Annotated in this window: 14 protein-coding genes; 8 read left to right on the top strand and 6 right to left on the bottom strand. The window is 63.4% G+C overall.

The genetic code is table 11. The features are described from left to right. Positions 1-103 precede the first annotated feature (103 nt). The 4 genes from LK535_RS02265 to LK535_RS02250 all read left to right on the top strand — a co-directional run bounded on the left by LK535_RS02265 (position 104) and on the right by LK535_RS02250 (position 3,059). Complete coding sequence (locus tag LK535_RS02265) at positions 104-1,576, top strand: leucyl aminopeptidase (protein ID WP_227770266.1); 1,473 nt, start codon at positions 104-106, stop codon at positions 1,574-1,576. Further along, complete coding sequence (locus LK535_RS02260; RefSeq protein ID WP_227770265.1) at positions 1,576-2,016, top strand: DNA polymerase III subunit chi; 441 nt, start codon at positions 1,576-1,578, stop codon at positions 2,014-2,016. The genes LK535_RS02265 and LK535_RS02260 overlap by 1 nt, the downstream gene beginning before the upstream one ends. A gap of 91 nt (positions 2,017-2,107) precedes the next feature. Then, positions 2,108-2,530, top strand: coding sequence for a nucleoside-diphosphate kinase (ndk, locus tag LK535_RS02255; RefSeq protein ID WP_227770264.1), 423 nt, complete (start codon positions 2,108-2,110; stop codon positions 2,528-2,530). 4 nt (positions 2,531-2,534) lie between these two features. Beyond that, on the top strand, positions 2,535-3,059 hold the full coding sequence (locus LK535_RS02250; protein ID WP_227770263.1) for a GNAT family N-acetyltransferase: 525 nt from the start codon (positions 2,535-2,537) through the stop codon (positions 3,057-3,059). Here the strand turns inward: LK535_RS02250 and LK535_RS02245 are convergent. From LK535_RS02245 to purM, 4 genes are read right to left on the bottom strand one after another with little or no spacing between them, the layout of a single operon-like run. Further along, positions 3,041-3,640 (bottom strand): hypothetical protein, encoded by a 600-nt coding sequence (locus tag LK535_RS02245; RefSeq protein ID WP_227770262.1) that lies wholly within the window; start codon positions 3,638-3,640, stop codon positions 3,041-3,043. The two genes, LK535_RS02250 and LK535_RS02245, sit on opposite strands and share 19 nt — an antisense overlap. Next, the gene (locus tag LK535_RS02240; protein ID WP_227770261.1) at positions 3,637-4,023 is read right to left on the bottom strand and encodes an MmcQ/YjbR family DNA-binding protein; all 387 of its coding nucleotides are present in this window, start codon (positions 4,021-4,023) and stop codon (positions 3,637-3,639) included. Before LK535_RS02240 ends, LK535_RS02245 begins: the two co-directional genes overlap by 4 nt. Beyond that, positions 4,008-4,565, bottom strand: coding sequence for a phosphoribosylglycinamide formyltransferase (purN, locus tag LK535_RS02235; RefSeq protein WP_227770260.1), 558 nt, complete (start codon positions 4,563-4,565; stop codon positions 4,008-4,010). The genes LK535_RS02240 and purN overlap by 16 nt, the downstream gene beginning before the upstream one ends. Next, entirely contained in the window at positions 4,562-5,653 is a 1,092-nt protein-coding gene (gene purM / locus LK535_RS02230) for a phosphoribosylformylglycinamidine cyclo-ligase (protein ID WP_227770259.1), read from the bottom strand. Before purM ends, purN begins: the two co-directional genes overlap by 4 nt. 64 nt (positions 5,654-5,717) lie before the next feature. Between purM and LK535_RS02225 the strand changes: the two genes are divergently transcribed. Genes LK535_RS02225 through LK535_RS02210 form a run of 4 tightly spaced genes read left to right on the top strand, consistent with a single transcriptional unit; the run spans position 5,718 to position 11,205 of the window. Beyond that, positions 5,718-6,950 carry a heavy-metal-associated domain-containing protein gene (locus LK535_RS02225; RefSeq protein ID WP_227770258.1) on the top strand — a complete coding sequence of 411 codons (1,233 nt, stop codon included), beginning with the start codon at positions 5,718-5,720 and terminating at the stop codon, positions 6,948-6,950. A gap of 10 nt (positions 6,951-6,960) precedes the next feature. Beyond that, entirely contained in the window at positions 6,961-7,578 is a 618-nt protein-coding gene (locus LK535_RS02220; RefSeq protein WP_227770257.1) for an HdaA/DnaA family protein, read from the top strand. Continuing rightward, positions 7,578-9,743, top strand: coding sequence for an RNA degradosome polyphosphate kinase (locus tag LK535_RS02215; protein ID WP_227770256.1), 2,166 nt, complete (start codon positions 7,578-7,580; stop codon positions 9,741-9,743). The genes LK535_RS02220 and LK535_RS02215 overlap by 1 nt, the downstream gene beginning before the upstream one ends. Before the next feature lie 4 nt (positions 9,744-9,747). After that, positions 9,748-11,205: a Ppx/GppA family phosphatase gene (locus tag LK535_RS02210; RefSeq protein ID WP_227770255.1), complete on the top strand. Its 1,458-nt coding sequence runs from the start codon at positions 9,748-9,750 to the stop codon at positions 11,203-11,205. Between the two features lie 17 nt (positions 11,206-11,222). Here the strand turns inward: LK535_RS02210 and LK535_RS02205 are convergent, their stop codons facing one another. Together LK535_RS02205 and rnd are read right to left on the bottom strand one after the other, a co-directional pair. Further along, on the bottom strand, positions 11,223-11,504 hold the full coding sequence (locus LK535_RS02205) for an I78 family peptidase inhibitor (protein ID WP_227770254.1): 282 nt from the start codon (positions 11,502-11,504) through the stop codon (positions 11,223-11,225). Then, entirely contained in the window at positions 11,501-12,676 is a 1,176-nt protein-coding gene (gene rnd, locus LK535_RS02200; RefSeq protein ID WP_227770253.1) for a ribonuclease D, read from the bottom strand. The genes LK535_RS02205 and rnd overlap by 4 nt, the downstream gene beginning before the upstream one ends. Positions 12,677-12,763: the final 87 nt, after the last annotated feature.

The following is a 12,763-nucleotide window of genomic DNA, read 5'->3' as shown; positions in this document are numbered from 1 at the left end:
GGCGCGTCAGCCATCGGCCCTATCGCATCGAAGGCGCCCGGCGCAACGCTTTGCCACCGGCGGGTGGAATGCCTATCTGCATGGCGAAACAAGAGGAACAACCATGAACGTAACCTTTGCTGCCAGCCGCCCAGCAGAAGCGCCGGTTCTGGCGCTGCCGGTCACTAAGGCGAGCGCTGGATCGCTCTCGCCTGCAGGGCTGGACGAATCAGCTCGGGCGATCGTGGCTGCAGCCGCGGCCGGACAGCGCTTTGCCGGTGAGCCAGGCAGCGTCGCGGAAGCGTATGTTGCCGCTGGGCAGGGAGCCACCCGCATCCTTCTCCTGGGTGTCGGCGAGGGTGACGACGCCAGCTACGAACGGGCGGGCGGCGCGTTGACTGCGAGGCTGCTCACCTCAGGGGTCAAGGCGGCGACGGTTGATCTTTCGGACACCGGCGCAAGTGCCACGGCCGCAGCCCGGCTGGCGGCTGCAATTGCGCAGCGCTCTTGGCGTTATGACGTTTACCGCACGAAGCTGTCCGAGGAGGCAAAGCCTTCGCTTACCGACGTGACGATTGTCGGGGCGCCGGAAGGAACAGATAGCGAATGGTCGATCCGCGATGCGGCGACGCAGGGCCTCGCCCTCACGAAGACGCTGGTGACACTGCCGCCGAACGTTCTTTACCCCGAGAGCTTCGTTGAGATCGTCACCAAGGAGACGGAAGGTCTCGGCTTGGAAGTAACGGTGCTGGACGAGCCCGCCATGCGTGAACTGGGTATGGGAGCGCTGCTGGGCGTGGCGCAGGGCTCGCGTCGGGCGCCGCGCATCCTTGCGTTGCGCTGGAACGGTGCGGGCGAGGGTGATCCTGCGTTGGCGCTTGTGGGCAAGGGCGTGACGTTCGATACGGGCGGCATCTCGATCAAGCCCGCCGCCGGCATGGAAGACATGAAGTGGGACATGGGCGGGGCAGGCGCGGTGGCCGGTGCGATGAAGGCGCTGGCGCTTCGCAAGGCGAAGGCCAATGTCATCGGCGTCATGGGCCTTGTCGAGAACATGCCTGACGGCAATGCCCAGCGTCCGGGCGACGTAGTGACGTCCATGTCAGGTCAGACGATCGAGGTGATCAACACTGACGCCGAAGGACGGCTGGTGCTCTGCGATTGCGTCACCTGGGTGCAGCGTACGTACAAGGTGAAGACGATCGTTGATCTCGCGACGCTGACCGGGGCAATGATCATCAGCCTGGGCAACGAGCAGGCCGGGCTGTTCGCCAACGATGACGGCCTGGCGGATCAATTGCTCGCGGCAGGCAAGGCGAGCGGTGACCAGCTGTGGCGCTTTCCATTGGGAACAGCGTACGACAAGCTGATCGATAGCCCCATTGCCGATATGAAGAATGTCGGACCGCGGGGTGGCGGCTCGATCACCGCGGCGCAGTTCATCAAGCGCTTTGTCGAGGATGACGTTCGCTGGGCGCACCTCGACATCGCCGGGACCGTCTGGTCCGACAAGGACGGCCCCACATGGGGCAAGGGCGCGACCGGCTATGGTGTGCGGCTGCTCGACGCTTTTGTCGCGAGCAACTTCGAAGGCTAATGCAGGTCGACTTCTATCACCTGACCCTGATGCCTATCGAGCGCGTGTTGCCGCGGATCGCGGAACGCGTGCTCGTCAGCGCACAGCGGCTGTTGATCGTCGCAGCTGACGAAGGTCAGCGCGCGGCGATCGACAAGCTTCTTTGGGAATATGCGCCGGAGAGCTTCCTTCCTCATGCGTGCCTGGGCGCAGCAGACGATGCGAGCCAGCCGATCCTGATCGCGGCGGACGTCAATGCTGCCAATGCCGCGCGTCACATCGCCTTGGTCGATGGAGAGTGGAGGGACGAAGCGCTAGTGTTCGACCGGGCGTTTCATTTCTTCGACGAAGACCGGATCGCAGCCGCGCGGTCGGCATGGAAAGCACTGGCCGGGCGTGACGGGGTGGAGCGTCGCTATTGGAAGCAGAACGAGGACGGGCGGTGGGAACAAGCGGCTTAGGCCCGGTCCGGCGGGCGGTTGCGCTTCACTCTTCGCCCCGCTAACGGCGCGGCAGTTTCCAGCATTACAAACACAGGAGCAAGCGACCATCATGGCCGCCAATCGTACTTTCTCGATCATCAAGCCCGATGCGACCCGCCGCAACCTGACCGGCGCCGTTACCAAGATGCTGGAGGAAGCCGGCCTGCGCGTCGTCGCTTCCAAGCGCATCCAGATGACCAAGGAGCAGGCCGAAGGCTTCTATGCCGTCCACAAGGAGCGTCCGTTCTTCAACGACCTGGTTTCCTTCATGATCTCCGGTCCGGTGGTTGTGCAGGTGCTGGAGGGCGAAAACGCCGTGCAGCGCAACCGTGACATCATGGGCGCCACCAACCCCGAGAACGCAGCACCCGGCACGATCCGCAAGGAGCTGGCCGAGTCGATCGAGGCGAATTCGGTGCATGGTTCGGATTCCGCCGAGAATGCGGCGATCGAGATCGCCTATTTCTTCAAGCCCGAAGAGATCGTCGGCTGATCCGATGACATATGACTGGCGGCTGCGCCGCGCCGCTTCGGCGGATGCGTCGGCGGTGGCAATGGTGGCTGCCGCCAGTTTTCTAGAAACGTTCGCCGGCATCCTGCCGGGGAGCGATATCGTTGCGCATTGCGCGCGAAATAGCTCGCCCGAGAAGTTCGCCGGCTGGGCTGGTGATCCTGCCACCGTAGTGACGATAGCGGAACATCCCGTTGGCGAGGCGCCGGTCGGCTATTCAGTGCTGACCAGCCCGGATCTTCCCATAGACGTGCTACCCGGCGATATTGAGCTGCGTCGCATCTATACGCTGTCCGTGGCCCGCGGCACCGGCTTGGGCCACCGGCTTATGGCGCTGGCCCTAGCCGATGCGGCGGCGCTTGGCGCGAAGCGGGTGCTACTGGGGGTGCTGGGCACCAACGTCCGGGCGCGCACCTTCTATGAACGTGAAGGCTTCGTGCTTGCCGGTACGCGGCGGTTCAATGTTGGCGCGGGCTGGTATGACGACGTGATCTACGCTCGGGATCTCTGACTCTTCATTTCCGCCGCCCACAATGCGTTAATCCGCTTGCGGTCGCCCCCGGATTCACGCACCCGCACGGCCTCGATCGTCAGCGTTCGCCCGCCAACCAAGCGGCCATGCGTGCGCCAGATTATCTCGACAATGGCGCGTCCCTCGCGCGGCGAGTCTCCCACCATATAGCGGGCCGTGACCAAGACAGGCAGACGACCTTCGCGATCGTCCGCTCCACCGTCGGTCGCCCCCAACACGGCGCGTTCGAACCAGTGACGATCGATCCGCGCTGTGGCAGGCGTTTGCCGTTCGATCCGCAGCGCGGCGGGAAATTCGACAGCCGTATCGATCAGCTCATGCCGCGCGTCCGAGAGCCGGATCTCCCGCCCGCCACTTGCCAGGTCTGCATCGAGGCTGAGACGGACCTTCGCGGCTCCGGCGGCTGCGGCAGCTGCAGCCTTTTCCTCCGCCGCCTCTCGCTTCTCGCTCCAATTCAGGCCGAGGGTGAGGGCGCCCACCACGAGCCCAAGTACCGCAACCATCTCGGGAAGCGTCACCAGGCGACGACGCGTCTTCGGTTGATCAGGAACATCGTTCACCGTCCGCCCATCTCCAGCAGGCGGCGAGGAGCGACCATTTCCCAGCTTGCCGCAATCCGGTCTGCCACATGATCCCAATCGGTGCCCGGCGCGGCCACGCGTATGGCGATCCAGCCGGACGGGCCGAGATAGGGCGGCTTGTAATAGAGGTCCGGATCCGCCTCGATCAGCATTCCCTGTTCCTCCGCGCCGCTTGTTTTTACGAGAACGGCTGTCTCCCCGCTGCGGTGATGATCGTGCGAGAAGTAGGCAAAGAACTTGCCCTTCACGATGTGGAAGCCGGGGGCGCCATGCGACAGGCGCTCCGCAGCTTCAGGCAGCTCAAGCGCGATCGCACGCACGCGAGCAAGCGCCTGCTCGACAGCTTCTACCGACTCAACCATTCGGCTAGAACGCGTGGATAGAGGCGATGCTCCTCGGCCAGCACGCGCGCCGCGAGGCTCTGTGGTGTATCGTCAGGGAGGATCGGCACCTCTGCCTGACCCAGCACCTCTCCGCCATCCAGTTCCTCCGTCACCACATGCACGGAACAGCCCGCCACCGTATCGCCCGCTGCGATAGCACGCGCGTGGGTATCGAGCCCCTTGTACTTGGGAAGTAGCGAGGGGTGGATATTGATGATCCGATTGCGCCATCGGGCAACAAATTCGTCGGACAACAAGCGCATGTAGCCGGCCAGCGCGAGATATTCCGCGCCAGCTGCCCGCAGAGCTGCATCAAGTGCGGCCTCATACGTCGCCCGCCCAACGTCCTTGGGCGACAAGGCAAAAGTGGGAATGCCATGTTCAAGCGCCCAGGCGAGACCCGGTGCCGTCGGACGGTCTGAGGCTACGACCACAACTTCGTAGGCTGCACCTGCATGGGTAACGAGCGACTGCATGTTCGATCCCCGACCGGAGATCAATATGCCCAGCTTGGCCGTCATGCGTTGTGCGTGGCGGTCCAGGGTGCCCGCGCGCTCCACGTCTCGGCTGAACCGGAAACGGTGCAACCGCGCTGGCCTGATTCGATGGCGCCGATGCGGAACACCTGCTCACCGGCCGCTTCGAGTTCGGCGACGACGGTATCCGCCTGGTCGGCGGCCACCACCACCGCCATGCCGATGCCGCAGTTGAAGGTGCGGGCCATTTCTTCGGGCTCGATCGCGCCCTGAGCCTGAAGAAAGGCCATCAATCGTGGTTGCGGCCACGCATCCGCGTCGACCCGCGCATGCGCCTCAGCCGGAAGCACGCGCGGGATGTTCTCCAGCAGGCCGCCGCCGGTAATATGTGCCAGCCCCTTGATCCGCCCCGCTCCGAGGAGCGGGAGAAGGCTCTTCACGTAAATGCGAGTCGGGGCCATCAGCGCCTCGATCAACAGCACTTCCGGATCGAAGAGCGCAGGCCGATCCAGTTTCCAGCCCTTGTCAGCGGCAAGCCGTCGAACCAGCGAAAAGCCGTTCGAGTGCACGCCGGACGAGGCCATACCGAGAATGACGTCGCCTGCGGCGATCCCGCTGCCGGTCAACACACGATCGCGCTCGACCGCGCCCACGCAGAAGCCGGCAAGGTCATAGTCGCCGTCCGCGTACATGCCCGGCATTTCTGCTGTTTCGCCGCCGATCAACGCGCAACCGGCGATCCGGCACCCGTCAGCAATGGACGCGATAACGCGCTCGGCAACGGCACCGTCGAGCTTCCCGGATGCATAATAGTCGAGGAAAAACAGCGGCTCCGCGCCCTGAACAATCAGATCGTTTGCACACATGGCGACAAGATCAATGCCGACGCCATCGTGCCGGTCATGCTCGATCGCCAGCTTCAACTTGGTGCCGACACCGTCATTGGCGGCGACCAGGAGCGGATCGGTGAAGCCGGCAGCCTTCAGATCGAAGAATCCGCCGAAGCCGCCAAGGTCGGCATCAGCCCCCTTGCGCCGCGTCGCCCGTGCCAGGGGCGCGATCGCCCGCACCAATGCATTTCCCGCCGCGATCGACACGCCGGCCTGCTCGTAAGTGTACCCGCTTTCGCTCATGTGGTGCCGCCTAGCCACAACGCGCTTGGATTTCCACGCCTGCTTCGCCAAAAGAGGCCAGCTTATGCGCCTGAAGCCTTTGTTCCTTGTTCCTGCTGCCGTGGCGCTCATGCTCGGGGCAGGCGTCAGCATCGCCCAGATCGAGGGCAGCGGCCGGGGCGTGGCCCCGGTAGATAGCTCCAGCGACTATGAAGTTTCCGGCGTACGCGTCGATGTTGCAGCGAAAGATGCCGACAGCGCACGACTAGGCGGGTGGCGGGTAGCGCAGCGCAAGGCGTGGCTTCAGCTTTCAACCCGGCTTGGGGCGGGCAGGGGATTGGTGCCCGATTCGACCCTGGACTCGATCGTCACCGGCATCGTCGTAGAAAACGAACAGATCGGGTCGAAGCGCTACGTGGCGAGGCTGGGTGTGCTGTTCGATCGCAATCGGGCGGGCGCAATCCTTGGCATCTCCAACTATGTGTTGCGGTCGCCGCCAATGGTGGTGATCCCGATCGTATGGTCAGGCGGCGTGGCAACAGGGTTTGAACAGCGGACCCTTTGGCAGGAGGCCTGGGCCAGGTACCGGACCGGCGGAAGTTCGATCGATTATATTCGGCCAACGGGCAGCGGTCCTGATCCGCTGCTGCTGAACCTGGGGCAGACGCAGCGCCCTGGGCGCGGTTGGTGGCGCGCGGTGCTGGATCAATATGGCGGGACGGACGTGCTGATCCCAACCGTCAAACTGTACCGCCAATGGCCGGGCGGGCCGGTGATCGGCGTCTTCCAGGCGCGCCAGGGACCGGACAATCGCCTGCTGTCCCAATTCACGCTGCGGGTCGGCAGCGTCTCCGGCGTCCCGGCACTGCTGGATGCAGGCGTGAAGCGTCTGGACGAGACGTACCAGTCGGCATTGCGGGCCGGATACCTGCGCAGTGATCCCGGCCTGTCCTATGTGCCGCCGAGCGAAGTGCCGGTCGACGATGACGAAGCCGGCGAGACGCTGGTGACCGACGTGCCGGCGCAGCCCGTGGTGTCCGTCTCCGTTCAGTTCGACACTCCTGGGGTAGCGGCCGTGACGGCCGGTGAGGCGGCCCTGCGTGCAGTGCCAGGGGTCTCTTCCGCGACCACCAGCAGCCTGGCACTGGGCGGTGTATCGGTGATGACGGTGGGCTTCACAGGTACGCCGGACGCTCTCAAGGCAGCGCTGGAGGCGCGCGGGTGGCAGGTGTTCGGATCCGGCACAACGATTCGGATTCGTCGCGCGCCACGACTGCTGCCTCCCGATCTCGTGCCAGACAATTCCACAGCTGGATGATGGCCGAACGATGAGCCAGATCGCGCTGCCACTGGTCTGGCCCGCTGATCCGCGCGACGAAGAATTTGTGGTTTCTCCCTCGAACGAGCGGGCAGTGCATGCACTGGACCGCTGGGCGACGTGGCCGGTGATGACCTCGCTGCTCGTGGGACCGCGGAAATCGGGACGTAGTCTGCTCGCGCGTATCTTCGCGGCGAAGAGCGGTGGCACCATCATCGATGACGCGCCCGGCCGGCCGGAAACCGAACTGTTCCACGCGTGGAATCGGGCGCAGGAGCAACGCCGGCCGCTTCTGCTGGTCGCGGACGTCGCGCCTCCAAGCTGGGATTTGCAGTTGCCCGACCTGCGCTCCCGGCTGTCGGCAACGCCGCTGGCTGAGATCGGTCCCCCCGATGACATCCTGATGCGTGCACTGCTGGAGCGCGAGTTCACCCGCCGCAGCCTGGATGCTAGGCCCGATCTGATCGAGTGGCTGGTGGCCAGGATCGAGCGGAGTCATCTGGCCGTCATACGTTGCGTCGATGCCCTTGATCAGGAGGTGATGGAACGTCGGAAGCGGCTGTCCATTCCTCTGGCAAGGACAACGCTCGCGGCAGCGGCGTTGATCACGACACCGCCGGAGCCATGATGAACCGATCTGTCCGCCAAGCTCGTCTCGATTCCGATGACGATCCGTTCGAGGAGCGGGGGACCGATCGTTACTTCAATCGCGAACTATCCTGGCTGGCGTTCAATCGCCGCGTCTTGGAAGAAGCCCGGAATCCGGCGCATCCATTGCTTGAGCGGCTACGGTTCCTCTCGATCTCCGGATCAAACCTAGACGAGTTTTTCATGGTCCGAGTGGCGGGGCTCAAGGGGCAGCAGCTGCTTGATGTGGACGCGCGTTCGGCGGACGGACTGACGCCATCGCAACAGCTTGGTGCAATCACCGCAGAAGCAGACGCGCTGCTTGCCAGCCAGGAAACAGTGTGGCGGGAAATACGGCACGCGCTTGGTGATACTGGCATTCAGGTATTCGGATCGAGCCGGATAGACGCGATGCTCTCCCGAGACGAGATCGGATGGCTGGAAACTCATTTTCGCGAGCAGATTTTCCCGGTTATCACGCCGCAGGCGCTTGATCCGGCACATCCGTTCCCGTTCATGCCGAACAAGGGCCTTGCGGTCATGTTCGACCTCATCCGCATATCCGATGAGGAGCCCATTCGCGAGCTCGTCATGGTGCCGAACGGGATGTCGCGCTTCGTCCGCCTGCCTGGCATTCCGGCGCGCTACGTTGCCGTAGAATCAATGATCAAGCGGTTTTCCGCCATGCTTTTCCCGGGCTACCGAGTTGAGGGAGCCGCCGAGTTTCGGGTGCTGCGGGATAGCGATATCGAAATCGAGGAAGAGGCAGAGGATCTGGTCCGCTACTTCGCCAATGCCATCAAGCGCCGGCGGCGGGGCCGTGTCATCAGGCTGGAACTGGAAAGCGGCATGCCTCCTTCCCTCGCCAAGGCGTTGCGGGACGAGCTTGGCGAGCAGGCACTGGTGACCGAATCCGGATCGTTTCTCGGCATCGGCGACTTGGACCAGATCGTTGAAGAGGATCGCCCGGACCTCAAATTCGTCCCGTTCACCCCTCGATTTCCGGAGCGAATTCGCGAGTTTGGAGGCGATTGCTTCGCGGCGATTAGCGCGAAAGACATTATCGTCCATCACCCATATGAGACCTTCGACGTGGTGCTCGCCTTCCTGAAGCAGGCGGCCGCTGATCCGGATGTGGTGGCAATCAAGCAGACGCTCTACCGTGCGGGCAAGCAATCGGCTGTTATCAACGCGCTGATCCAGGCTGCCGAAGCAGGTAAGTCCGTCACCGCAATCGTGGAGTTGAAGGCGCGCTTCGACGAGGAGCAGAACCTGCTCTGGGCCTCCGCACTGGAAAGGGCGGGCGTTCAAGTGGTGTATGGGTTTATCGACTGGAAAACCCACGCAAAGGTTTCAATGGTCGTGCGGCGGGAGGCTGGGCAGTTCCGCACCTACTGTCACTTCGGCACGGGTAACTATCACCCGATCACCGCCAAAATATACACTGATCTCAGCTTCTTCACCGCCAATCCTGCCACCGGTAGAGATGCAGCCCGGATGTTCAACTACATCACCGGCTACGTCGAGCCGGACGATATGGAACGGCTCGTGCTGTCGCCCCGGTCGCTGCGAACCCGATTGATCGAGGAGATCGATGCCGAGATCCAGCACGCCCGCGCCGGGCGACCGGCGACGATCTGGGCCAAGATGAACAGCCTCGTGGACCCCTCAATCATCGAGAAGCTGTACGAAGCCAGCGGCGCGGGTGTTCAAATCGATTTGGTGATCCGTGGTATCTGCTGTCTGCGTCCGCGGATCCCGGGTTTGTCCGAGAACATACGGGTGAAATCAATCGTTGGCCGCTTTCTCGAACACAGCCGTATCGCCGTATTCGGCAACGGTGCGCCGCTCCCGAACGACGATGCGCGCGTATACATTTCTTCGGCAGACTGGATGCCGCGCAACTTTGATCGCCGGGTGGAATATATGCTGCCACTGGAAAGCGGGACCGTTCATGATCAAGTGCTGGACCAGGTGATGCTCGCAAATCTGATCGACACCGAGCAGAGCTGGGACTTGTATGCCGACGGCACCTACATGCGCACCCCGCCCGGTGACAAACCATTCAACTTGCACCGATACTTCATGACTAACCCGTCGCTTTCCGGCCGCGGCGCCGCGCTTGCCGAAGGCGGCGCCGTGCCGAAACTGTCACTGCGGGGCTGATCGAGTGGACGGCAAGCGTACTGCCATCATCGACATCGGGTCGAATTCGATCCGATTGGTTGTTTACCAGGGACCGCCGCGCCTGCCTGCCATCCTCTTCAACGAGAAGGTTCTTGCGGGACTCGGTCGCAGCCTTGCAGAAACGGGCACGATCGACAGCACGGCAATGAACCTGGCAGGCGCCGCGCTTCAGCGCTTCAGTGCGCTGGTCCAGCAAATGGCGTGCGATGATGTTCGCACCGTCGCCACGGCAGCGGTGCGCGACGCGACTAATGGCGCGGGCCTGATCAGCGTCGCGGAACGACTCGGGCTTTCCGTCGAACTGCTATCGGGTGAGCAGGAGGCAAAAGCGGCCGGGTTGGGAGTGTTGTCGGCCATGCCTGAGGCGGACGGGATCGTCGGGGATCTCGGCGGCGGCAGCCTGGAGCTAGTGCGGATTGCCGGGGGGCAGGTCCATGAGCATGTGTCTTTCCCTTTGGGAGTCCTCCGCCTCGGCGGCCTGAGGGGCAAAGGCGGCTTCGCTCGCAGGGTAGAACGTATTCTCGAAGATGCCGGCTGGCGCAGTCTCGGGTACGGTAAGCCGCTTTATCTCGTGGGAGGATCCTGGCGCTCCCTGGCGCGCGTGGACATTCATGATCGGGGGTATCCGCTACCCGTGCTGCATGGTTACACCATGCCCGCGTCTCGCATCGACCTGCTAAGTCGCAAGCTGCCGGCGCTCGACAAGCCGTGGTTCAAGGCAGTGCCAAACCTTTCCACCGGACGAGTTCCAACGCTGAGTGCCGCTGCGGACCTGCTTAGCGCTATTCTACCAGTGCTCGGCTGCTCAGGCACAGTCGTCTCGGCGTTCGGACTTCGTGAAGGACTGCTGTACGAGCGCTTGTCTCCGGAAGAAGCGGGCTTGGACCCGCTGGTCGTGGCTGCGCGGGACGAGGGAAGACAACTTGGGCGCTTCCCCGAACACGGCGATCTCCTGAACCGGTGGATCACACCCCTGTTCCACGAAGAGCCGCATGGCGATTCGCGACTGCGCCATGCCGCCTGCCTGCTTGCCGACACGAGCTGGAGAGCTAATCCGGAGTTTCGCGTCGAACTCGGCATCGAGACGGCACTGCATGGCAACTGGGTGGGAATCGATGCACGCGGACGGGCGATGATGGCGGCAGCCCTTGCGGCAAGCCTGGGCGCGCAGGCGCCGTATGCAGACCCGATCCCGTTGCTCGCGACCCCAAAAGACATCGCGACAGCCACCTCCTGGGGCTTGGCCATACGTCTGGCCCAGCGTCTGTCCGGGGGGGTCGCAGGTCCGCTTCACCGGACCGGTGTGCGGCGCGGCGCAAATGGCATCGAGCTGATCTTCGACGACGGCGACCTCGCATTGAGCGGAGAGGTCGTAGAAAAGCGATTGAAAGCGCTGGGCGCGGCGCTTGGCCTCCAGGTGAGGATCAGCCAACGCCGGTAGGTGCCGTTGCCGACTACTTAGCCGCAGGATAGCTTGACGATCGTGCCCGCGGCGTCCGTCTCGATGTTCAAGCGGTCTTCCCAGTAGTCCATCGTCAGGGGCGAACCGGTTTCGTAGCTGCGCACGATCGCGGCGCCGGCGCGCTGCTTTGCCTCTGCTTGGTGAGCTGTCAGTGCCTTTCCGACGAGATCCTGGACATTGGCCGCATTGCACCGCCCCTCCGAGGGCGCCGTAGCGGGAACAGTGTCCATCGTAGTGCATCCTGCCAACGCCACCGCGGCAGCTACGATCGCCTTCATGCGGCATCCTCCGTTCTGGTCATCTTGAGCTTTCCACCCACCACAGCAAAGCCAAGCCGCCCTTCGACAAGATCGAGCGCGTCGCGCCCGAATTGATCGAAGCGCCAGCCTTCGAGGATCGCCAGCTGACCACGCTGCCCGGCTGCGAGCGCTTCAAGCTCCTCGCTACGCGCCAGCAGCCGCGGCGCGACATCGATGTCACGAGCGCGGATCTTCAGCAGGAGCTTGAGGAGGTCAGCGACCAACGCGCCATCCTTGCCTAGGCCCGGCTTGCGGTCCTCGCGCGGAGGCATCTCGTCAGCCGACAACGGCTCCGCCGACTCGATCGCCGCCAACAGTCGCTTGCCGATGTCGTTCGACGCCCACGTCGCCGAAAGTCCGCGCACCTTGGCGAGGTCTCCCTGCTTGCGAGGAGGATGTCCTGCGAGGTCAGCGATCGTTTCATCCTTCACGATGCGTCCGCGCGGCAAATCCTTGGCGCGCGCCTCAACCTCGCGCCAGCGGGCAATGGCCTTTAGCCGGCCGAGAACGTCAGCCCGCCGCCCGGAAATACGGACTCGCTTCCAAGCGAGGTCGGGATCGTTGGCGTAATTGGCGGGGTCGGAAATCCGCTCCATCTCTTGATCCAGCCACTGACCGCGCCCAGTTTTCTTCAGGCGGTCCAACATGCGAGGGAAGATCTTAGACAGGTGGGTTACGTCGCCAATTGCATAATCAACCTGCCGCTGATCCAGCGGACGGCGTGACCAGTCCGTAAAGCGGGCGCCCTTGTCCACCTGAATACCGAGCCAGCTGTCCACCAGGTTGGAATAGCCGATCTGCTCCCCTTGCCCCAGCGCCATCGCTGCAACCTGGGTGTCAAACATTGGATGCGGCGTCTTGCCGGTCAGATTGTAGATGATCTCTATGTCCTGTCCGCCGGCATGGAAGACCTTCAGGACATCCTCGTTGTTCACGAGGAGATCCAGCAACGGCTGCAGATCAAGATCGGGCGCTTTCGGATCAATCGCGGCCGCTTCTTCTGTGTCGGCGATCTGAATCAGGCATAGTTCCGGCCAGTAGGTATTCTCCCGCATAAACTCGGTATCGACGCACACGAAGGGGGCGTCGGCGAGACGGGCGCACAGATTGGCAAGTGTGGCGCTGTCGGTGATTAGCGGGTGAACATGCATAAGCCGCGCCCCATAGACCCGAGCGTGCGGGTTGACAAAGAGGGTATGGAAGGGGAGGGGCGCGAGCCATCGCCTCGCCCGTTGTAC

This window comes from Sphingomonas sp. IC4-52, assembly GCF_020707225.1.
Lineage (GTDB): Bacteria > Pseudomonadota > Alphaproteobacteria > Sphingomonadales > Sphingomonadaceae > Sphingomonas.
Note: the sequence above shows the minus strand (reverse complement) of the source record. Positions and strands in the feature narration are given on the sequence as shown.